Below are 19,512 nucleotides of genomic sequence, written 5' to 3'. Positions count from 1 at the left end.
GCTCAACGCCCCGCGTCCGCGATCATCAGCCCGGCCGTCGCCTTGGCCGATCCGACGACCCCGGGAACGCCCGCCCCGGGATGGGTGCCGGCGCCCACGAGATAGAGGTTCGGTATCTCGCCATCGCGATTGTGCGGCCGGAACCAGGCGCTCTGCGTCAGGACCGGATCGAGCGAGAAGGCCGATCCCAGATGCGAATTGAGCTCGTCGCGGAAATCGAAGGGGGTGAAGATGCGGCTGGTCACAAGGTCGGCTTTGAGATTGGGGATGTAGCGGGCCTCCATATAGTCGAAGATCCGGTCGCGATACTTCGGCCCCTCCACGGCCCAGTCGATCGCGGCATTGCCGAGATGCGGCACGGGCGACAGGACGTAGAAGCTGCCGGCGCCGGGCGGAGCGAGCGAGGGATCGGTGACGCACGGATTGTGCAGGTAAAGCGAGAAGTCGCCGGGCAGTTCCTTGCCCTTGAAGATCTCCGAGATCAGCTCCCGGTAGCGCGCGCCGAAGAGGACCGTGTGGTGCTTCAGCTCCGGCCGGTGCGTCTTCAGCCCGAAATAGATGACGAAGAGCGACATGGAGAAGCGCTTCGACTTGAGCCGCTTGGCTTCCTTGCGTCCACGGTCCGTCCCGCCGAGAAGTCCGCCATAGGTGTGGACGACATCGGCATTGGAGGCGACGCAGTCGGCCGGGAATCGCCGGCCGTCCTTGAGGAGGACGGCGCTCGCCCTCCCGCCCGACGTCTCGATGGCGGCGACCTCCGCCGAAAGCTCGACCTGCCCGCCCATATCCTCGAACAGGCGGACGAGGCCGCGGATCAGCGCGCCGGTGCCGCCGCGCGGGAACCAGACGCCCCATTGCCGCTCCAGCGCATGGATGAGCGCATAGATCGAGGAGGTGGCGAAGGGATTGCCGCCGACGAGCAGGGAATGGAACGAGAAGGCCTGTCGCAGCTGGTCGTCGGAGATGAACTCGGAGACCTTGGCATAGACGCTGCGCCAGGCCTGGAGCCGGGCAAGCTGCGGCCCGGCCTGGATCATGTCGCGGAAGGAGAGGAACGGCACGGTGCCGAGCTTCTCGTAGCCCTCCCGGAACACCTCTTTCGAATAGGCGAGGAAGCGCTGATAGCCGGCGACGTCGGCCGGGCTCTTGGCCTGAATCTGGCGGTCGAGTTCGGCCTGGTCGTTGGCGTAGTCGAAGGCGTAGCCGTCCTCCCAGCACAGCCGGTAGAAGGGAGAGACCGGCAGGAGCTCGACATAGTCAGCGAGCTTGCGGCCGCAGACGGCGAAGAGTTCCTCAAGCGCCGTCGGGTCGGTGATGACCGTCGGCCCGGCGTCGAAGACGAAGCCCTGATCCTCGTAGACATAGGCGCGCCCGCCGGGCTTGTCGCGCTTTTCGACCAGCACCGTCTGAAAGCCCGCCGCCTGGAGACGGATGGCGAGCGCGATGCCGCCGAATCCCGCACCGATGACGACGGCGCGCCGGCCATCGCCCCGCTCCTGCCCTGCCGCATCCTTCATGCCAGCTCTCCCGTCAGGCGATGGCGCGCGAGCACGCGGATCGCATTGCCGAACGGCACGGGCGGCTTGCCGGTCAGGATCCGCGCCTTGTCCGGCAGGGTGAGCCTGGCCGCGTAGAATCGTGCGATCACCGGGTCCGGCAGGCGGTAGAAATGCTGCAGGATCCGGTAGCGCTTGGAAGAGACGCCGGCGAAGAACAGGAGCCGGTTGAGCATGCGGAAGAAGCCCCTCGCCTTCCATGTCGCCACCGCATGCCGCCGCGTCTCTGCGAAGACCGCCTCGGCAGACAGATCGGGCATGGCGGCAAGACGGTCGGCGAGCCGCACGGCATCGGGGAGCGAATAGCCGGTCGTCGGATGGAACAGGCCGGCCGCCAGCCCGATCGCCGGGACCCCGTCCTTCTCGTTCCAGAACGCCTCGATGTCGCCATCGATCGCGATCGGCAGGACGCCCCGCTCCTCGCGCAGGATCTTGGACGCGCGCCAGCCATGGGCGTCGAGATAGTCGGCGATCGCCTTGCGCAGCCGGTCCTCCTGAAGATCTGGCCCATCGGCGTAATAGGTGTCCTCGACGAGAAGCCGCGTCGGGCTGAGCGGCAGGACGTAGACGAAGCGGTAGCCGTCGGCCTGCGTCACCGTCGCGTCCATGATGATCGGGTTCAAGAGGCGGTGCGGTTCCTCCAGATCGATTTCCTGGCCGAGGAATTTCTGGAAGCCGAGCCGCAGATGGTCGCTCGGCCGATGGCCCCGCCCGTCGACCACGCAGCCGGCAGCGATCTCCTGCCCGCCGCAAAGCCGCAGCCGCCGCGGCTCGATCCGTTCCACCTCGGCCCCGGTGGTGATCGCATCGCCGAGCTGCCCCTCGAGCACCTTGCGGAACCGGTCCGAGGAGACGCTGGCATAGCCGGTGGCCATGCGCCGGCGCCGGTCCGGAAAGCGCACCTCGTTGCCCTCCCAGCGCGAGGTTACGAAGGGCTTCAGCCATTCATGCTCGGCCGCGGTCAGGTCGCCGTCATGGAAGGACCAGGTGTGATTGCCGCCGACCGCCGCGCCCGACTCGAAGAGCGCGACCGAAAGCTCCGGCCGGGTTTGGCTCAGCCGATAGGCGCAAAGACCGCTGGCGAGCCCCGCGCCGACGAAGGCGATGTCGATCGCCCGGCTACGACCGCCGCTCATGCCGGCTGCTCGCCGCCGCTCAAGCGCCCGTCCGTCAGTACCACTCTTTCCACGATGTCCGCCGCCAATGCCGCTCCGCCGGAGTTTTCGATGTCGCGGCCGATCGTCCGCGCCCCGTCCCGGAACCTAGCTTCCGTCAGCAGCCGCTCAAGGCAGGCCCGGATCTTCGCCTCGGACAAAGCGACGCGGGGAACGCGCTCGCCGACGCCGTGATAAACGATGCGGGCGGCGATCCCCGGCTGGTCGAAGGCCATGGGAATTGCCAGCATGGGCACGCCCGCCTCCAGCGAGTCGAGCACGGTGTTGAGCCCGGCATGGGTCACGCAGACGCTCGCCTGGGCGAGGATCGTGCGCTGCGGGGCGAAGTCGGTCACGAAGGTCGCGCCGATCCGGCCGGCCTCCTTGGCGCCCAGCGCGCCGCAATGGGCGACGAGGCAGTCGACACCTAGCGTGCGGCAGGCCGAGGCGACCTTGCCGAAAAGATCGGCGCGGTGGCCCTGCAGCGTGCCGAATGAGGCGAAGACGAGCGGGCGCCGGCCGGGGCGGCGAAGCGCGATCGGCGCCGCGCCCCTGTCCCGGCGCCGGATCGGGCCGACGGCATGGCGGATCGGCGAGGGCGCGCGCGGAAAGTCGAAGCTCGGCACCATCTGCGAGATCTGGCAGACCTCGGACAGGCAGTCGGCGAGGCTGTCCCGCCGGGCAAGGCCGAAGCGCTTCGACCAGGCGGCGATCGTCCGGCGCTGGCGCGTGAGCAGAAGGCGGGCGACCTTTTCTCCGCCGCGATTGCGCTTCAGCCCCTTCTCGCTCGGATCGTAGGGCCAGCTAAGGAACGGAAGCGGGACGCTCGGATCGTCATGGATCGGCAGGGCCGAGGCGAGCGATACGAGAGGCAGGCCGAGATGGGCGGCGATCAATCCCGCCGCCGGCTCCATCTGGTCCCCGATCACGGCATCGACGCCGAGCCGGTCCAGAAGCGCCGGGGCCTGCCGGCAAAGCTCGTCCGTCAGAGCCGCCGAATCCTTGACGGTGCGGAGAACCGCGATCGGGCCGCCCCCCTTGGCGGCGCGGGCGACGATCCGGTCGAGCTCTTCGCGGGGCCGTTCTCGGACATCGACGGCCGCCAGGCCGCGCCCCTCGGCCTCGACCATTCCCGCCGCCCCGCCATTCAGGACGAAGGTGGCGCGATGGCCGCGGCGCGCGAGTTCCTCGCCGACCGCCTCGAACAGGCGGATATGGCTGTAGAAGGGCGGGCAGATCAGGGCGAAGTGGCTCATCGGCGTGACAACCATCTGTGGCCGGCTTGAAAGCCGCGGCCAAGGCATCATCCTTAGCAGGCGGCGGCAGGTATTTGCCACTCATTGGAGCGGATGCCGACGCAAACGTCATCAACGTCCATTGCGGTCCATGCCGATCTCCTGCCCTCGACGCCGCCTCCCGCCAGCCCCCTCCGCGCCGCGACATCCGACGACGCCCGCGTGGCCGCTTCCATGAGCAGCGGGAGCGAGGCCCTCGGGCCGGGCCCGTCTCGTTCCGCCCTCGCCTCTCCGACCGCTGGCATCCTCGCGAGCCTTGCGGTGGTCCTCGCCATGATCGTCTGGCTGCGCCTCGTCGGCCGGCCCTTCGTCTGCCCCTGCGGTGTCGTCAAGATCTGGCAGGGCGACCTCGCGGCAGCCGAGAACAGCCAGCAGTTCTCCGACTGGTACTCGCTTCTCCACATCGTCTTCGGCATGGCGCTCGCCGGCTTCGTCGCCTGGATGAAGCCGCGCTGGCCGCTCGGCAAGCGGGCGGTGACGGCGGTCGTCTCGAGCGCGCTCTGGGAGGGGATGGAGAACACGCCGGTCCTGATCGCGATGTTTGCCCATCCCGAGGGGGCGCCGGCCTATGCCGGCGATTCCATCCTCAACGCCACCGGCGACACCGTCTTCGTCATGGCCGGCTTCTTTCTTGCCGCCCGGCTGCCGGTCTGGGCGACGCTCGTCATCGCGCTCGCGGCCGACGGGCTCGTCGAGTTCGCAGTGCATGACGGCTTCGTGCTGGGAACGCTGCGGCTTCTCGGAGCCCCGGTCTAGGAGCGGGCGGATGCGCCAGCATCCTCGCCCGCTGGTGTAGGGCCCGGCGAAGCCGGTCAGCTGCCGTTCTGGGCCAGCCTCGCCGCCCGTCTCGCCCGCGCCTCGTCGAGACTGTCAAGCCGGACCTCGGGCAGCTTGGTCCGCCAGTCGGTGCCGGCGATGGTGACGACGCGGTTGCCGCGAAAGTCGCGGTCTGCGGTGATCAGCCCCCGTTCCGCCATGAACGACAGAAGAAACCGCCCGCGCGAGGGCGAATGGCTGCCATAGGCCCGCGCCAGCGCCTCGTCCGAGGGGCATTCCGCCTCCTCGCGCGCCGCCCGCGCCAGCATCATGAAGACGCCCTGCATCTCCTCGGGAAGATCCGCCGAGCGCTCCACGATCATCCGCCAATCCTCGTCCTCGGTCTCGGCGGAAATCCCCGCCCGGGCGAGCGACAGCCGGCGGCGGAAGGCGGCCATGTCGGTCTCGGCGCCGCGCAGGCGCTTCAGCCGGCAATGGGTCAGGAACTCCTGGTAGAGCACCGGCACCGGCCGGAAGGCCGCGTCGGGATCCTCCAGCATCTCGGCGAAGATCTGGTCGACCGCGGCGGCCCGCTCTTCCGGGCTGCGCGGATCGTCGTCCTCGGCGGGTTCATGGCTTTCGCGAACGCTCGGCCCGGAGGCGACGCGCTCCAGGATCTCATGGGTCGAGGTCGAAGGTGCCGCCGCGGCCTGCGGGCGCGGCGCCTGGGGAAAGGCCTGCCGCGACGGGCCGGCACGGCGATCCGCTTCCCTCTCCGCCTCCGAGGCGGTGAAGACGAGGTCGGCGAGGTCCTCTGGCGGCATCTCCGGCAGCGGCATCAGCTGCGGGCGGCCGGCGCGCGAATGCGTCTCGGTCGGCCCGATCCGGATCGGCACCGGGCGCCGGGACAGCGCCGGGCCGAGGGCGACGAAATTGCCGGTGTCGAGATCGCGGAAGCGTTCGGCGCCGCGCCGGTCGATGCCGAGGAGATCGGCCGCGCGCTGCATGTCGATGTCGAGGAAGGTGCGGCCCATCAGGAAGTTCGAGGCCTCGGCCGCGACGTTCTTGGCGAGCTTGGCGAGGCGCTGCGTGGCGATGACGCCGGCAAGGCCGCGCTTTCGGCCGCGGCACATGAGGTTGGTCATCGCGCCGAGCGAGGCCTTGCGCGCCTCTTCCGAATGCTCGCCGGACATCGCCGGCGCGAACAGATGCGCCTCGTCGACGGCGATCAACATCGGGAACCAATGGGCGCGGTCGGCCTCGAACAGCCCGTTCAGGAAGGCCGCGGCGCACATCATCTGCACCTCGGCGTCGAGCCCTTCGAGATTGAGGACGACCGAGGCGCGATGCTGGCGGATGCGGTTCGCGATCCGCGCGAGTTCGTTCGGCGTGCGGTTGGCGTCGACGACGACATGGCCGTAGCGCTCGGCGAGCGTGACGAAATCGCCCTCGGGATCGATGATCGCCTGCTGCACCCAGCCGGCGCTCTTCTCCAGAAGCCGGCGCAGGAGATGCGACTTGCCCGAGCCGGAATTGCCCTGAACGAGCAGGCGCGTCGACAGGAGTTCTTCCAGGTCGAGCTCCGCCGGCTCGCCGGTCTGGGTCGTGCCGAGGTCGACGGCAACGGTCATTGCAGGCCCTTCGTCTGGAGTTGGCGGTCGGATGCCCGGCGCGGATCGCAGCCCGGGAGGCCGCACGCGCCGGCACCGTACCAGATTAGCACGCGGGCGCTGCCGGGAGTCTGAAGCGCCGATCTCTGTCCACAGAAACGGGGAATGTCAGGCTACCGTCAGCGTCGAGAGACGGCCTCCAAATCGACCGCCCCATGCCGCCAGCCTACAGCCATGTCTCATAGTCCGACACCAGAAGGCGCAGCGGCGCCTCGTCCTCCTCGACCGTCGAGAAGCGCCCGATCTTCTCGCGAAAGATGTTGTCGGTGCGGTCGTCGTTGACGGTCGAGACCTCACCGATGAGGACGTCCGCCCCCTCGCCCCAGAAGGCGTGCCAATTGCCGGGAAGCAGCGTCACGCTCTCGCCCGGCGTAAGCTTCAGGATGCCGCCGGCCGGCAGCTTGCGGGTGATGCCATCGGTGACGACGGTGACCTCGGCCGTCTCGTCGACCGAGCCGTCCGGAGCGCTCTCGAACAGCTCCAGCGCCAGCGTCCCGCCGCCGCGGTTGATGATGTCCTCGGCCTTCACGATGTGCCGGTGCATCGGCGACATCTGGTCCTTGCGCGAGATCATGATCTTCTCGGCATAGAGCATGCCGCGCCCGGCCGTAAGGTCCTTCGCATCGCCGTTCCTGACGGTGAAGAGGAAGAGGCCGAGCCTGTCGAAATCGCCCTTGCCGTAGTCGGTGACGTCCCAGCCGAGGCTGCGGTCGACGATCGCGCCGATCTCGGCTCGGCGCGCCTTCATCTCCTCCGGCGACCAGTAGGCGAAGGGCGGCAGCACATAGCCGAAGGAGCGGATGAAATCGTCGGCCTGCCGGATGATCTCGTTGATGTCCGAGCGCTTCATGGAAAACCCTTTCTGGCCGCGATCTCACCCGGACGGATGACGCGGCAGTCGTTGACGAAACTGGCGGGAGCCGGGCGCGAACGACCGTTCGGAGGCAACCGCCCCCGAGGCCTTCCCGCATCTCCTCCCGATCTGCCGTGGATCCATAGCAAGGCCGGGCCGCACCTTGCCAGCCGTCAACGCAAATCGACCGGGTACAGGCGGGGGCGGCCTATGCCATATTGTCCAAGGACGGACTGCCGCGTTGCACCATCGCCCTGGGCAGGACATATGACGACCATACGGAACAACTCCGGAGGCAGCCGATGTTCGAAGGCTTCGATCCCGTCAATCTCGCGCGGTTCCAGTTCGCCTTCACGGTGGCGTTCCACATCATCTTCCCCGCCTTCTCGATCGGGCTCGCCTCCTATCTGGCGGTGCTCGAAGGCCTGTGGCTGGCGACCGGCAAGCCGGTCTACATGGACACCTTCAAGTACTGGGTGAAGATCTTCGCCGTCTCCTTCGGCATGGGCGTCGTCTCCGGCATCGTGATGAGCTACCAGTTCGGCACGAACTGGTCGGTGTTTTCCGACAAGACCGGCCCGGTGCTCGGCCCGTTGATGGGCTACGAGGTGCTGTCGGCGTTCTTCCTGGAAGCCGGCTTCCTCGGCATCATGCTGTTCGGACAGAAGCGGGTCGGCAACGGTCTGCACTTCTTCGCCACCCTCGTCGTCGCGCTCGGCACGCTGTTCTCGGCCTTCTGGATCCTGTCGGTCAATTCCTGGATGCAGACGCCGCAGGGCTACGGCGTCAACGCCGCCGGCCAGTTCGTCCCAGAGGACTGGTGGGCGATCGTCTTCAACCCGTCCTTCCCCTATCGTCTCGTCCACATGGTGCTCGCCGCCTATCTCACGACCGCATTCGTCGTCGGCGGCGTCGGCGCCTTCCACCTCCTGCGCAACCGCTACAATGCCAGCGCCCGGGTGATGTTCTCGATGGCGCTGTGGATGGCGCTGATCGTCGCGCCGATCCAGATCTTCGCGGGCGACCAGCACGGCCTCAACACGCTTGAATACCAGCCGGCCAAGATCGCCGCGATGGAGGGGCATTTCGAGGCCGACGCCAAGGGCCCGATGCCGCTGACCCTGTTCGGCATTCCCGACATGGAGGAGGCGCGGACCAAATATGCGCTCGACATTCCCTATCTCGGCTCGCTCATCCTCACCCATTCCTGGGACGGCGAGATCAAGGGCCTGAAGGACTTCCCGCGCGAGGAATGGCCGAACGCGACGGTGATCTTCTGGACCTTCCGGGTCATGGTGGCGATCGGCTTCGCCATGCTCGGCATCGGCCTCTGGTCGGTGTGGAAGCGCATGCGTGGCTCGCTCTATGAATCCAGCTGGCTGCAGCGGGCGATGATCCTCATGTCGCCGGCCGGCTTCGTCGCGGTGATCTGCGGCTGGATCACCACCGAAATGGGCCGCCAGCCCTATACGGTCTACGGGGTCCTCAAGACGGCCGAGAGCCACTCGCCGATCGCGGCCGCCGGCGTCGGCGGCTCGCTGATCGCCTTCGTCATCGTCTATTTCCTGCTGTTCGGCGCCGGCACCTTCTACATCCTGCGGCTGATGAGCCACGAGCCACGCCCGCTGGAGGACGAACCCGCCCGCCAGCCGACCCGTTCGGCCGGCATCACCCCCGCGCCGTCGCTGGAAGGCCGCACAAGGCCGGATCCGGCGCGATAGGAGACATGGGATGGATCTCGCACTGCTCTGGGCGTTTCTGATCGCCTTCGCCGTCGTCGCCTATGTGGTTCTGGACGGCTTCGACCTGGGAACGGGCATCCTCTTTCCGTTCCTCGGCCGGCACGAGAACCGCGACACGGCGATGAACTCCGTCGCGCCGATCTGGGACGGCAACGAGACCTGGCTGGTGCTGGGCGGCGGCGGGCTCTTCGCCGTCTTCCCGCTCGCCTATGCGATCATCATGCCGGCGGTCTATGCGCCGGTGATCGCCATGCTGCTCGCGCTGATCTTCCGCGGCGTCGCCTTCGAATACCGCTTCAAGACGGTGCGCGGCCGCTGGATGTGGGACGTCTCCTTCTTCGGCGGGTCGGTGGTCGCGGCCTTCTGCCAGGGGCTCATCCTGGCAACGCTCGTCCAGGGCATCAAGGCGGTCGACCGCGCCTATGCCGGCGGCTGGTACGACTGGCTGACGCCCTTCTCGCTGGCGACCGGCTGCGCGGTCGTCGTCGGCTATGCGCTCCTGGGGGCCTGCTGGCTCGTCATGAAGACCGAGGGCGAGATCCACGACATCGCCCGGCGCTACGCCTTCTTCCTCGCCGCGGGAACCCTCGCGGCGATTGCCGGCGTCAGCGCCTGGATGCCGTTCATCCAGCCGCAGTTCTACGCCCGCTGGTTCGCGTCGGCCGCAGCCTTCTTCACCGTCGCCTGGGTGCCCGTCCTCGTCGCCGTCGCGGCCGTCAGCCTGTTCCAGTCGCTCGCCTCAGGCGCCCACTACCGCCCGTTCCTGTCGGCGCTCGCGCTGTTCGTGCTCTCCTTCGTCGGGCTCGGGATCAATTTCTACCCGCACATCATCCCGCCGGACATCACGATCTGGGAGGCCGCGGCGCCGGAATCGAGCCTCTGGTTCCTGCTCGTCGGCGCGGCGGTGCTGATCCCGACGATCCTGATCTATACGGCCTTCGCCTACTGGATCTTCCGCGGCAAGGTCAGCGAGAACGAGGGATACCACCATTGACCCCGGAAGAGGTCCGCGCGGCGAGCCAGGGACCCTGGTGGAAGCGCGCCGGCTGGTTCGTCGCACTCTGGGCCCTCAGCGTCCTCGCGATCGGCATCGTCGCCTACGGGCTGCGGCTGGTGATCGTGGGATAGCACGGACGCGCGAGTTCAGCCTCGCAGTGCACCTCACCGCGGCCGCACGAACGCCCGCCGCTCGGCTTCGCAGGCCTCGCGGACGCAGCAGCCTTCGAGGTGGTCGTTCACGAATCCCATCGACTGCATGAAGGCATAGACCGTCGTCGGGCCGACGAAGGTGAAGCCCGCGGTCTTCAGCGCCTTCGACAGCCGGGTCGAGGCCGGGCTGACGGGATTGGCGCGCACGAACTCCGCCGACACCGTCTCCGGCCGTTCCTTGGCGGGCGGTTCGTGCGCCCAGAGGAAGGCGGCGAGCGAGCCGTGGTCGGCACGCACGACCGCCGCGCGGCGGGCGTTGTTCACCGCCGAGACGATCTTGCCGCGATGACGCACGATGCGCGGATCCTGGACGATCCGCTCGATATCGGCCTCGCCCATCGCCGCCACCGCATCGATCCCGAAGCCCTGGAAGACCTCGCGAAAGGCCGGCCGCTTGCGCAGGATCGTCAGCCAGGAGAGCCCCGCCTGGAAGCCTTCGAGGCACAGCTTCTCGAACAGACGGTCATCGTCCGCGCTGGGGCGGCCCCATTCCTCGTCGTGATAGCGGCGATACTCGGTGTCCGTGCCGTGCCAGGCACAGCGCATCCGTCCGTCTTCGCCACGGGTCAGGCCGTCGATCGTCGCCGTCTCGCTCATGGAAGGCGTCATCGCAGGGCGGACGGATCATGGCAAGTTCCATCCTTGCGGGCTGGGGCGGCGGGCGCGGCGCATGGCGGGCGCCGTGCCGCGATTGGTCAGGCGTTGGTGAGACGGCGCGGAGAGCAGCGGTAGCGGGCGAGGTGCCATTTCGGCCGGGCCTGCATGTGTTCGGCGGCCGCGGCCTGACCGAACATGGCGCACTGCATGATGGAGCCGTCGAAGGCGACGTTCTCCTGATGGCAGTCTCGCGGCGAGCTATTGAGGCAGACAAGGAGAGTAAGGGCGATCATGCATTCGCTCCATGAGCCGCATCTCCCAATTGCGGCGGGTTGAGAGTGCCCGACCGACCCTTCGGCCAGGCCGTGAAAACCCTTCGCGTTTCCGCCGTGTTGCGCGGCTCGTCCGGCCGCAGTTCGTCACCGGGTTCGGCCCCGGTTTCCCGGTAACGTAACGGCATTGCTGCAATGCAGCAATGCACAGAATATGTGCCTGCGTAACGATTAATCTACCGAGCTTGTGCGGCTCTGACCCGCATCGCAATCCCAGCGGCGGCCGCGGGCCTACCCGCCTGCGACCGGCCAATCAACCCGATCTTCACCATTTCCGGAAAGCGGAGGTTAACCCTACGAAAACGTTCTGGATTTTCCGAGACCGTCAGGCCGCCGGATTAACCAATCGCTCGCCCTTTGCTCCCACCCTTCAGGGCAACGGACGCTGTCCGGCCGGCCAATCCTGCCATTCGAAGGGATCTTTCCATGCAGCGCATATCGACTGTTCTCGCCGCGCTTCTGGCGGCTGCGACGACGATGGCGGCCTCGCAGGCAAGCGCCGGTGAGCGCTACCGCGACCTGCCGCCGGTTCAGGTCGCGCCCGGCCTGCAGCGCGCTTGGCTCCTGCAGCTCGCGGCGCCAAGCGGGGTCGTCCTCGATGCGGCGCGACCGCAGACGCCCTATCGCGCCGGTCCCGCCCCGGCCGCCCGCTCGGCGCCCCCGAGCACAGGCCGGGCCGCCTACGCCTATGCCGCTCCCGCCGCCCGGCCGGCCGCACGGGCTGCCCCGGCGCTGGACCCGGTCTATCTGCCGCAGGTCGTCGCCTATGACGGCAAGGAGGCTCCCGGCACGATCGTCATCGATTCGGGCGCGCGCTTCCTCTATCTTGTCGGACGGGGCGGCAAGGCGCGCCGCTACGGCGTCGGCGTCGGCAAGCCGGGCTTCGGCTGGTCGGGCACGCATCGCATCAGCCGCAAGGCGGAATGGCCGGGCTGGACCCCGCCGGCCGAGATGATCGCGCGCGAGCGGCGCAAGGGCCGCGAACTGCCGGGCCACATGGACGGCGGCATGGCGAACCCGCTCGGCGCCCGCGCCCTCTATCTCGGCTCGACCCTCTATCGCATCCACGGCACCAACGCCCCCTGGACAATCGGCCAGTTCGTCTCCTCCGGCTGCATCCGCATGCGCAATCAGGACGTCATGGACCTCTACGACCGCGTCGCCGTCGGGACCAAGGTCGTCGTCCTCTGATCGCCCGGCGGGCGAAACATCGGCTCCGCACGGGCATGACGTTCCGGCACGGGCCGGGCGGCTGTATCGAGAGCTTCCCGTGCCGTCCCGCCCGCAGACGTGACGCGAGGGCAACAGCAAGTGAGAAAGCGCCGCCGGGCGGGGCCGGAGCGGGAGCGGATCGCCGCTCTTTGCGTTCGGCATCCGGCCCTGGGCGGTTATGGTGAATCTGGATCGGTGCGGCGGGACGCGCGGCGATCGCGGCAGAAGAAGCGAGAGGGAGTTCTGCGAATGAACAAGTGGTTCCGGCTTGCGCGCCTGGCGGTGCTGGGTGCGGTGAGCGTGGCGACGGTCGGCCAGGCGGCCGCGGAAACGGTGCGCCGGTACAATTACGCCACCAACAGCTTCGAGACGGTCGATACCGCCCGAGCGCAGCGCCGCACCTTGCAGCGGCGGCCGGATGCACGCTTCCGCCGGACCGAGGTGCGCATCCGCACCGATCAGCCCGCCGGCACGATCATCGTCGATTCGCAAAATCGCTATCTCTACTTCGTCGAGGGCAAGGGCATGGCGACCCGCTACGGCGTCGGCGTCGGCCGCGAGGGCTTCGGCTGGTCGGGGCAGATGAAGGTCGGCCGCAAGGCGGAATGGCCGGGCTGGACGCCGCCTGCGCAGATGCTCGCGCGCGAGCGTGCCAAAGGCCACAACATCCCGGCCTATATGAAGGGCGGCCCCGGCAACCCGCTCGGCGCGAGGGCGATGTATCTTTATCGCGGCGGCCGGGATTCCCTGTTCCGCATCCACGGCACCAACCAGCCCTGGACCATCGGACACAGGATGTCGTCGGGCTGCATCCGCATGATGAACGAGGATGTCGAGCACCTCTACGACCGGGTTCCGACCGGCACCAAGGTCGTGGTCATCGCACCGGACGGCACCGGTGCCGAGAACGTCTATGCCGATCTCGGTCCGGTGCAGCACAACATCCTGGACGCCCTCTTCGGCGGCTGAGACGAAGGGCGCCGGCTGCTCTGACCGGCGGCCGGGCGGCTCCCGCCTTGCGGCGGCGCTGCCCGGCTAATTGCCCGTATCGGGCTCGTCGTCGCCCTCGACGATCGCCTTGCGGTGCTCCTGCGCCTTCAATTCGTCCAGCGCCGGCATCGACATGATGTTGTAACCGGAATCGACGTAGTGGATCTCGCCGGTGACGCCGTTGGCGAGCTCCGACATCAGGTAGAGCACGGCGCCGCCGACCTCCTCGATCGTCGTGTTGCGGCGCATCGGCGCGTTGCGGCGCTGATAGTTGAACATCAGCCGCGCGTCCGAGACGCCGGCCCCGGCCAACGTCCGCACCGGCCCGGCGGAGATCGCGTTGACGCGGATGTTGCGCGGCCCGAAATCCGCCGCGAGATAGCGCACCGAGGCCTCGAGCGCGGCCTTGGCGACGCCCATGACGTTGTAGTTCGGCATGACCTTGACGGCGCCGCCATAGGTCATGGTCACCATCGCCCCGCCATTCTCCATGATCGCCGCGGCGCGGCGCGCCACCTCGGTGAAGGAGAAGCAGGAGATCACCATGGTGCGCGTGAAGTTCTCGCGCGTCGTGTCGGCGTAGAGGCCCTTCAGCTCGCTCTTGTCGGAAAAAGCAATGGCGTGGAGCACGAAGTCGATGCTCCCCCATTCGGCCTTCAGCGTTTCGAACACTTGGTCAAGGCTCGCCGTGTCCTCGACGTCGCAGGGCAGGACCAGCTTCGAGCCGATCTCGTCCGCCAGCGGCCGCACGCGCCGGCCGAACGCTTCCCCCTGATAGGTCAGGGCGATTTCGGCGCCTTGAGCATGCAGCGCCTTCGCGGCGCCCCAGGCGATCGAATTGTGGTTCGCAACGCCCATGACGAGCCCGCGTTTGCCTTGCATGAGATCGGTCATTCCCACCCGTTCCTCAGTCCGTCACGCGCTGGAACACCAGGCAGGCATTGGTTCCGCCGAAGCCGAAGGAGTTCGACAGGACGCGGTTCAGCGTCACCCCGTCCCGGCGCTCGCGTACGATCGGGATCCCCTCGAATTCCGGATCGAGCGTCTCGATATGGGCGCTCTCGGCGATGAAGCCGTGCTTCATCATCAACAGCGAATAGATCGCCTCGTGGACGCCGGTCGCGCCCTGGCTGTGGCCGGTCAGCGACTTGGTGCCCGAGATCGGCGGGATCTTGTCGCCGAAGACCTCGCGGATCGCCTGCCCTTCCGAGCGGTCGCCGACCGTCGTCGAGGTGGCGTGCGGATTGATGTAGTCGATCGGTCCGTCGAGGCCCTTCAGGGCCTGGCGCATGCAGCGCACCGCGCCCTCGCCCGACGGGGCCACCATGTCGGCGCCGTCGGAAGTCGCGCCATAGCCGACGATCTCGGCAACGATATTGGCGCCGCGGGCCTTGGCGTGCTCGTATTCCTCCAGCACGAGGACGCCCGCGCCGCCGGCGATGACGAAGCCGTCGCGATCCTTGTCATAGGCGCGCGAGGCGACCGTGGGCCGCTCGTTGAAGTCCGAGGACAAGGCCCCCATGGCGTCGAACAGCACCGACAGCGTCCAGTGCAGGTCCTCGCAGCCGCCGGCGAAGACGATGTCCTGCTTGCCCATCTGGATCGTCTCGGCGGCATTGCCGATGCAATGGCTCGACGTCGAGCAGGCCGAGGAGATCGAGTAGTTCACGCCCTTGATCTTAAACCAGGTGGCGAGCGTCGCCGAGGCGGTGGAGGACATCGCCTTGGGCACTGCGGTCGGACCGACGCGCTTGGGACCCTTTTCGCGCGTGATGTCGGCCGCGTTGACGATCGTCTGGGTGGAGGCGCCGCCCGACCCCATGATGATGCCGGTCATCTCGTTGGAGATGTCGGAGGCTTCTAACCCGGCGTCCTTGATCGCCTGCTCCATGGCGACGTGATTCCACGCCGTCCCGCCGCCGTGGAAGCGCAGGGCGCGCCGATCGAGCACGTCGGCCGGATCCAGCGTCGGCCGGCCGTGCACATGGCTCCGGAACCCGAGTTCCTTGTATTCCTCTGCGAAGGAGATGCCCGAGCGGGCCTCCCTCAGGGACGCCGTGACCTCGTCGACGTCGTTTCCGATCGACGACACGATGCCCATGCCCGTCACGACGACACGTCTCATCGCCCGCTCCCCTTTTTCCTGCTGCACGGGCGCTGCCTCAGACGGCGGCGCGCGCAGCTTCCTCGTCGCTGAACAGACCGACCCGAAGGTCGCTCGCCCGATAGATCACTTCGCCGTCGGCCTTCATCCAGCCATTGGCGATACCGAGCTTGAGCTTCGTGCGCATGACACGGCGGAATTCGACGCCGTATTCGACCAGCTTCACCTTCGGGGTCACCTGGCCGGTGAACTTCACCTCGCCCACCCCGAGCGCCCGACCGCGGCCCTTTTCACCGAGCCAGCCGAGAAAGAAGCCGGTCAATTGCCAGAGCGCGTCGAGCCCCAGGCAGCCGGGCATGACGGGGTCGCCTTCGAAGTGACAGCCGAAGAACCACAGATCCGGGCGGATGTCGAATTCGGCGCGGATGATCCCCTTGCCGTTTTCGCCGCCGGTCTCGTCGACCTCGGTGATCCTGTCGAACATCAGCATCGGCGGCAATGGCAGCTGCGCATTGCCCTCGCCGAACAATTGGCCATGACCACAGGAGATGAGATCGTCGTAGTCGAAGGAAGTCTTCTCATTCGGCATGTGAATTCGTGATCCGCCCTTTGTATCTACGGCCGTCTCGCGGGCCGGCTTTCCCGTGCGCCCTTAGCATGGCTGTCGCGGGCGTGAAAACCGTCCGCGTGTCGAGTTCCGCTTCTCGTCAGGCCGGGCCGAGAACCCCGCCCCGCGAGCGATGGAGAGGAAATGTGGCTCCACCCCCGATCTTTCGATAGGCTGATGAGCGATTCTTGTTGAAGCGACCATGCGAGCGACTCCATCCGTCCGACGATGTCTCCCTGTCTTCTGGTGCTCGGCATGCTTTCGAGCCTTATGGCCGCGCCAGCCGCCGCGCAGAGTTGGCGCGTCGTCGGCGATATGGCCGGCCTGTCGGTGGATGGTCGGCTGACGGGGCTTGCAGTCGCCTGCTCCGGCGGACGGGCCGAGATCACCCTTTCGGGATTCGATACGAAGCTGCAGGGCGGCGAGCGCTACACCGCGGGCGTCACCGTCGACGACACCGCCTATCTCTTCGAGACACGCGCGCGGGATGATCCCCGAGGCCCTGGGTCGATCCTGGTCGGCGCCATATCGAAGCAAGTCGCAACCCCGTTCGTGGAAGCGTTGCGCCGGGGCAGGCGCGCCGAGGTCGCGACACCCGCCGGCCACTACCGGATCCCGCTCTCAGGCTCCGGCAAGGCGCTCGGCTCGATCCTGCCCGCCTGCCCCGCACCCTGACGGACGCACTCGAACGAAGTGGGGCCGGCACATCGCTGTGCCAGCCCAGAGTCATGCCGTGTTCAATCGGCTGAGCGATTACACACCGCCGACGGTGATGGTCTGATCCTCGTCGAGCGACGGATACTGGTCGGCGTTGAACTCCTGCAGAGATTCGATCTGCGTCTCGGAGATGTTCGGCGAGACGAAGGCGCCGTTCTCGACCTGGAGCGACGACAGCGGGATCGCAACCTTCTTTTCACCGAGGCCGAGGAATCCACCGGATCCGACGACGGCGTAGAGCTTGCCGTTGACCCTCGAAACGCTCTGGATGTCCCCGAGCGTGTTACCGTTCTCGCCGATGATGTTGTATTCCTCGATCTGGTCGACGGTCAGCTGCAGCTCGCGGGTGGCGCCCGCCACAACGGCGACGAACTCAGCATCGCGGGCCTGCGAGACGTCGTTCGACGACTGCTGATCACCGGTCTGCATGGAGGACTGGCCATCGTTCTGCGTCGAGGAGGTGGTCGCCTGATCGTCCTGCGAGTCGTCCATCGTGTCGGCCTGGCCCTCGCGAACGTACTTGACCTCCGGCTGGCCCTCGGGCTGATTCACCTGGACCTGCGCATCTTCCTGCTCGTAGCGGATCTGCGGCTGGTTCGCGCGCTGGATGTTGACCTGCGCCTGGGCATTCTCGATGTCGACATTGGCGCGATCGGTGGCGTCGGCGTCGGTGTTGATATCCGCCTGGTTCTCACGTGCGACCGAAACCTGCGGCTGGCCCTGGCTGACGTTCACGTCGGGCTGCGCCTGATTGACGTCGACGTTGGGCGCCGGCATGCGCACGGTGATCTGCGGCTTCGGAATGTCCACGGTGACCCGCGGCGCCGGCTGATGCACGATCACGGTCGGCTGCGGCTGCTTCACGTTGACCTGCGGCTGGGCCTGGTCGACGGTGACGTCCGGCTCGGGAACGTCGACACGGATCGACGGTGCCGACGGGTTGACGACGACGTCTGCATCGCTCGCGGTCGTGCCGTCAGTCGCCTGGTCGCTCTTCTGTGTCCGATCAGTCGTCGCAGGCTGATTGGCCTGGCTGTTGTTCTGAGCGTAAGCCGTCGGAACAATAGCGGTGCCGGCGAAAAGAGCAGCGATAAATATCTTGGTGTTCATTCGTGTACCTCTTGTTGGATTTTCGCCCCGTTTGAGGACGCGTTGATTAGGCAAGGGCGCTCGGACGCCGATTGTTCCGAAGTTCGCCCCGAATTTGCCACAGATTCCTTTAGGCACGACGCGGTCTGCCTTAATTGGTCGGTCGCGCGGATCGCCCAAAAGGACCGGTTCGCTCGGACGCCCGCCTCGCCGTCCTGCGCACAGGGCCCCTCCGGTCCTGCCTGACCTGCGGACGCGCGGAGGACAGGCGGCAGCCTCACGGAAGGGCGATGGTGACCGCCTGCGCGTCGTCGAGCTTGGCGTATTTGCTGTCGTCGAACTCCTTGAGGCCTTCGATCTGCTCCTCAGAGATTCCGCGCGCGATCAAGACGCCGTCCGAGACCGCCAGGGCCGAGAGCGGAATGGCGATGGGCTTGGTCGGAAGGAAGGAGAAGGTGCCGAACTCGACCACCGCATAGAGATCGCCCTTCACGCTGACGACCTCCTCGGCATGGCCGAAGCTGTCGCCGTTCTCGCCGACGATCCGGAAGCCCTCGAGCTCCTTGACGGTCATCGCGAGACCGCGCGCCGCACCAGGCCCTGCTCCATCTTCCGCCTGCGGCGAAATGACCTCGGCCTGCCCGACGCCGGGCTGGGACCGCGTCCGGAAATCCGTGGCGGAGGGCACACTCGCTCCCATGGGCATCGCCGTGCCTTCCACGACCTCGTGCAGCGGCCCTTCCAGGCCGGTGTCGCTGCCGAGCCCGGCACCAGCGGGTCCGGCCGCGGTGGCGGGAAGGGCAGCCGCTCCGGCAAGGAGTGCTGCGGTGCATACTTTTCTGATCATGGTCGGCCTCATTGGCTGGGGGCCTCAATTGTCCCTGGGCAAGGCGGCCCCGCAGCGATCGTTCCGGAAGAGACCGGGCAGGCGATGGTGAAAAATGTTGAGTCTGGAACCGGTCGCCCCCGCAGGACGCCGTTCCACTCGGGAACCCGGCGAGCCGGCGCGACCGCAGCGAGGAAGGCGCGACCGAAATCTCCGCCGCATTGCACCGCAAGGGTTTGTCGCCTGCGCTCCGATCCATTATAGTAGGGGCATGGATGTCCCCGCGAAGCGCGGGGCGAACGGTGAATTGGTGGCATGTCGAGAATGGAAAAGCGGCCGCGCACCCAGAGCTTTTGCGTGTTCGAACGGCTTCGGTCCGTGGGGCTGAGGCCTACGCGGCAACGTGTTGCGTTGTGCAATCTGATGTTCGGTGCCGGGGATCGGCATCTTTCGGCGGAAGAACTGCACGAGGAAGCGCAGCGCGCCGGCGAATCCGTTTCGCTCGCGACGGTCTACAACACGCTGCACCAGTTCACCGATGTCGGGCTCGTGCGTCCGCTCTCGGCGGAAGGCCAGCGGACCTATTTCGACACCAACACCTCCGATCATCATCACTTCTTCGTCGAAGAGGAGAGCGCGATGATCGACATTCCCGACGGCGCGCTGACCCTCGGCGAATTGCCCGTGCCGCCCGAAGGCATGGAAATCGTCAATGTCGACGTCGTCGTGCGCCTGCGGCGCAAGAGGGCGCACGCCGACGCGGCCGAATAAGCCCGGCAGTCGAGGCTCCGGTCCGCTCGGCG

20 protein-coding genes are annotated in these 19,512 nt (G+C 67.4%); 8 read left to right on the top strand and 12 right to left on the bottom strand.

All coding sequences use genetic code 11. The features are described from left to right. Positions 1-2 precede the first annotated feature (2 nt). The 3 genes from LH400_RS14965 to LH400_RS14955 are packed head-to-tail and all read right to left on the bottom strand — an operon-like array spanning position 3 to position 3,966. Positions 3-1,517: a phytoene desaturase gene (locus tag LH400_RS14965; RefSeq protein WP_229153541.1), complete on the bottom strand. Its 1,515-nt coding sequence runs from the start codon at positions 1,515-1,517 to the stop codon at positions 3-5. Then, entirely contained in the window at positions 1,514-2,692 is a 1,179-nt protein-coding gene (crtY, locus tag LH400_RS14960; RefSeq protein ID WP_229153540.1) for a lycopene beta-cyclase CrtY, read from the bottom strand. The genes LH400_RS14965 and crtY overlap by 4 nt, the downstream gene beginning before the upstream one ends. Beyond that, complete coding sequence (locus LH400_RS14955; protein WP_229153539.1) at positions 2,689-3,966, bottom strand: glycosyltransferase; 1,278 nt, start codon at positions 3,964-3,966, stop codon at positions 2,689-2,691. The genes crtY and LH400_RS14955 overlap by 4 nt, the downstream gene beginning before the upstream one ends. A 213-nt stretch (positions 3,967-4,179) precedes the next feature. Here LH400_RS14955 and LH400_RS14950 point away from each other — a divergent pair, with 213 nt between their 5' ends. Then, positions 4,180-4,761 carry a DUF2585 family protein gene (locus tag LH400_RS14950; RefSeq protein ID WP_229153538.1) on the top strand — a complete coding sequence of 194 codons (582 nt, stop codon included), beginning with the start codon at positions 4,180-4,182 and terminating at the stop codon, positions 4,759-4,761. Positions 4,762-4,817: 56 nt separating this feature from the next. On the opposite strand, the gene LH400_RS14945 is transcribed toward LH400_RS14950, so the two are convergent. Together LH400_RS14945 and LH400_RS14940 are read right to left on the bottom strand one after the other, a co-directional pair. After that, a complete protein-coding gene (locus tag LH400_RS14945; RefSeq protein ID WP_229153537.1) occupies positions 4,818-6,392 on the bottom strand; it encodes an ATP-binding protein in 1,575 nt (524 codons plus the stop codon). 205 nt (positions 6,393-6,597) lie between these two features. Then, on the bottom strand, positions 6,598-7,281 hold the full coding sequence (locus LH400_RS14940) for a D-lyxose/D-mannose family sugar isomerase (protein ID WP_229153536.1): 684 nt from the start codon (positions 7,279-7,281) through the stop codon (positions 6,598-6,600). 305 nt (positions 7,282-7,586) lie between these two features. Here LH400_RS14940 and LH400_RS14935 point away from each other — a divergent pair, with 305 nt between their 5' ends. The 3 genes from LH400_RS14935 to LH400_RS14925 are packed head-to-tail and all read left to right on the top strand — an operon-like array spanning position 7,587 to position 10,154. After that, positions 7,587-9,005, top strand: a complete 1,419-nt coding sequence (locus LH400_RS14935) for a cytochrome ubiquinol oxidase subunit I (protein ID WP_229153535.1) — start codon at positions 7,587-7,589, stop codon at positions 9,003-9,005. 10 nt (positions 9,006-9,015) lie between these two features. Further along, positions 9,016-10,020 carry a cytochrome d ubiquinol oxidase subunit II gene (cydB, locus tag LH400_RS14930; protein ID WP_229153534.1) on the top strand — a complete coding sequence of 335 codons (1,005 nt, stop codon included), beginning with the start codon at positions 9,016-9,018 and terminating at the stop codon, positions 10,018-10,020. Beyond that, a complete protein-coding gene (locus tag LH400_RS14925) occupies positions 10,017-10,154 on the top strand; it encodes a DUF2474 domain-containing protein (protein WP_229153533.1) in 138 nt (45 codons plus the stop codon). Before cydB ends, LH400_RS14925 begins: the two co-directional genes overlap by 4 nt. A gap of 33 nt (positions 10,155-10,187) precedes the next feature. Here LH400_RS14925 and LH400_RS14920 read toward each other — a convergent pair whose 3' ends face one another. Next, positions 10,188-10,832, bottom strand: coding sequence for a DNA-3-methyladenine glycosylase I (locus LH400_RS14920; protein ID WP_229153532.1), 645 nt, complete (start codon positions 10,830-10,832; stop codon positions 10,188-10,190). A 98-nt stretch (positions 10,833-10,930) separates the two neighbouring features. After that, the gene (locus LH400_RS14915) at positions 10,931-11,125 is read right to left on the bottom strand and encodes a hypothetical protein (RefSeq protein WP_229153531.1); all 195 of its coding nucleotides are present in this window, start codon (positions 11,123-11,125) and stop codon (positions 10,931-10,933) included. 465 nt (positions 11,126-11,590) lie between these two features. On the opposite strand from LH400_RS14915, the gene LH400_RS14910 reads away from it, so the two are divergent. Continuing rightward, positions 11,591-12,355: a L,D-transpeptidase gene (locus tag LH400_RS14910; RefSeq protein ID WP_229153530.1), complete on the top strand. Its 765-nt coding sequence runs from the start codon at positions 11,591-11,593 to the stop codon at positions 12,353-12,355. 270 nt (positions 12,356-12,625) lie between these two features. Then, the gene (locus LH400_RS14905) at positions 12,626-13,345 is read left to right on the top strand and encodes a L,D-transpeptidase (protein WP_229153529.1); all 720 of its coding nucleotides are present in this window, start codon (positions 12,626-12,628) and stop codon (positions 13,343-13,345) included. 66 nt (positions 13,346-13,411) lie between these two features. On the opposite strand, the gene fabI is transcribed toward LH400_RS14905, so the two are convergent. From fabI to fabA, 3 genes are read right to left on the bottom strand one after another with little or no spacing between them, the layout of a single operon-like run. Beyond that, the gene (gene fabI / locus LH400_RS14900) at positions 13,412-14,260 is read right to left on the bottom strand and encodes an enoyl-ACP reductase FabI (protein WP_229153528.1); all 849 of its coding nucleotides are present in this window, start codon (positions 14,258-14,260) and stop codon (positions 13,412-13,414) included. 13 nt (positions 14,261-14,273) lie between these two features. Beyond that, positions 14,274-15,491 (bottom strand): beta-ketoacyl-ACP synthase I, encoded by a 1,218-nt coding sequence (gene fabB / locus LH400_RS14895; protein ID WP_229153527.1) that lies wholly within the window; start codon positions 15,489-15,491, stop codon positions 14,274-14,276. Between the two features lie 37 nt (positions 15,492-15,528). Next, the gene (gene fabA, locus LH400_RS14890) at positions 15,529-16,059 is read right to left on the bottom strand and encodes a bifunctional 3-hydroxydecanoyl-ACP dehydratase/trans-2-decenoyl-ACP isomerase (protein ID WP_229153526.1); all 531 of its coding nucleotides are present in this window, start codon (positions 16,057-16,059) and stop codon (positions 15,529-15,531) included. Positions 16,060-16,332: 273 nt separating this feature from the next. Here fabA and LH400_RS14885 point away from each other — a divergent pair, with 273 nt between their 5' ends. Next, on the top strand, positions 16,333-16,752 hold the full coding sequence (locus LH400_RS14885) for a hypothetical protein (RefSeq protein ID WP_229153525.1): 420 nt from the start codon (positions 16,333-16,335) through the stop codon (positions 16,750-16,752). Between the two features lie 78 nt (positions 16,753-16,830). On the opposite strand, the gene LH400_RS14880 is transcribed toward LH400_RS14885, so the two are convergent. Next, positions 16,831-18,063, bottom strand: a complete 1,233-nt coding sequence (locus LH400_RS14880) for a PRC-barrel domain-containing protein (RefSeq protein ID WP_229153524.1) — start codon at positions 18,061-18,063, stop codon at positions 16,831-16,833. A gap of 97 nt (positions 18,064-18,160) precedes the next feature. Beyond that, the gene (locus LH400_RS14875) at positions 18,161-18,730 is read right to left on the bottom strand and encodes a hypothetical protein (RefSeq protein ID WP_229153523.1); all 570 of its coding nucleotides are present in this window, start codon (positions 18,728-18,730) and stop codon (positions 18,161-18,163) included. A 303-nt stretch (positions 18,731-19,033) separates the two neighbouring features. Between LH400_RS14875 and irrA the strand changes: the two genes are divergently transcribed. Beyond that, positions 19,034-19,480, top strand: coding sequence for an iron response transcriptional regulator IrrA (gene irrA, locus LH400_RS14870; RefSeq protein ID WP_229154402.1), 447 nt, complete (start codon positions 19,034-19,036; stop codon positions 19,478-19,480). Positions 19,481-19,512 lie beyond the last annotated feature (32 nt).

This window comes from Jiella soli (genome assembly GCF_020615385.1).
GTDB lineage: Bacteria > Pseudomonadota > Alphaproteobacteria > Rhizobiales > Rhizobiaceae > VKMB-3413.
Note: the sequence above shows the minus strand (reverse complement) of the source record. Positions and strands in the feature narration are given on the sequence as shown.

Coding starts and splice junctions, on each gene's coding strand:
- LH400_RS14915 (WP_229153531.1), bottom strand. CDS start 11,125: ATGATCGCCCTTACTCTCCTTGTCTGCCTCAATAGCTCGCCGCGAGAC.
- LH400_RS14885 (WP_229153525.1), top strand. CDS start 16,333: ATGCTTTCGAGCCTTATGGCCGCGCCAGCCGCCGCGCAGAGTTGGCGC.
- LH400_RS14905 (WP_229153529.1), top strand. CDS start 12,626: ATGAACAAGTGGTTCCGGCTTGCGCGCCTGGCGGTGCTGGGTGCGGTG.
- LH400_RS14940 (WP_229153536.1), bottom strand. CDS start 7,281: ATGAAGCGCTCGGACATCAACGAGATCATCCGGCAGGCCGACGATTTC.
- LH400_RS14920 (WP_229153532.1), bottom strand. CDS start 10,832: ATGAGCGAGACGGCGACGATCGACGGCCTGACCCGTGGCGAAGACGGA.
- irrA (WP_229154402.1), top strand. CDS start 19,034: ATGGAAAAGCGGCCGCGCACCCAGAGCTTTTGCGTGTTCGAACGGCTT.
- LH400_RS14910 (WP_229153530.1), top strand. CDS start 11,591: ATGCAGCGCATATCGACTGTTCTCGCCGCGCTTCTGGCGGCTGCGACG.
- LH400_RS14965 (WP_229153541.1), bottom strand. CDS start 1,517: ATGAAGGATGCGGCAGGGCAGGAGCGGGGCGATGGCCGGCGCGCCGTC.
- cydB (WP_229153534.1), top strand. CDS start 9,016: ATGGATCTCGCACTGCTCTGGGCGTTTCTGATCGCCTTCGCCGTCGTC.
- LH400_RS14935 (WP_229153535.1), top strand. CDS start 7,587: ATGTTCGAAGGCTTCGATCCCGTCAATCTCGCGCGGTTCCAGTTCGCC.
- LH400_RS14945 (WP_229153537.1), bottom strand. CDS start 6,392: ATGACCGTTGCCGTCGACCTCGGCACGACCCAGACCGGCGAGCCGGCG.
- fabI (WP_229153528.1), bottom strand. CDS start 14,260: ATGACCGATCTCATGCAAGGCAAACGCGGGCTCGTCATGGGCGTTGCG.
- LH400_RS14950 (WP_229153538.1), top strand. CDS start 4,180: ATGAGCAGCGGGAGCGAGGCCCTCGGGCCGGGCCCGTCTCGTTCCGCC.
- fabB (WP_229153527.1), bottom strand. CDS start 15,491: ATGAGACGTGTCGTCGTGACGGGCATGGGCATCGTGTCGTCGATCGGA.
- crtY (WP_229153540.1), bottom strand. CDS start 2,692: ATGAGCGGCGGTCGTAGCCGGGCGATCGACATCGCCTTCGTCGGCGCG.
- LH400_RS14955 (WP_229153539.1), bottom strand. CDS start 3,966: ATGAGCCACTTCGCCCTGATCTGCCCGCCCTTCTACAGCCATATCCGC.
- fabA (WP_229153526.1), bottom strand. CDS start 16,059: ATGCCGAATGAGAAGACTTCCTTCGACTACGACGATCTCATCTCCTGT.
- LH400_RS14875 (WP_229153523.1), bottom strand. CDS start 18,730: ATGATCAGAAAAGTATGCACCGCAGCACTCCTTGCCGGAGCGGCTGCC.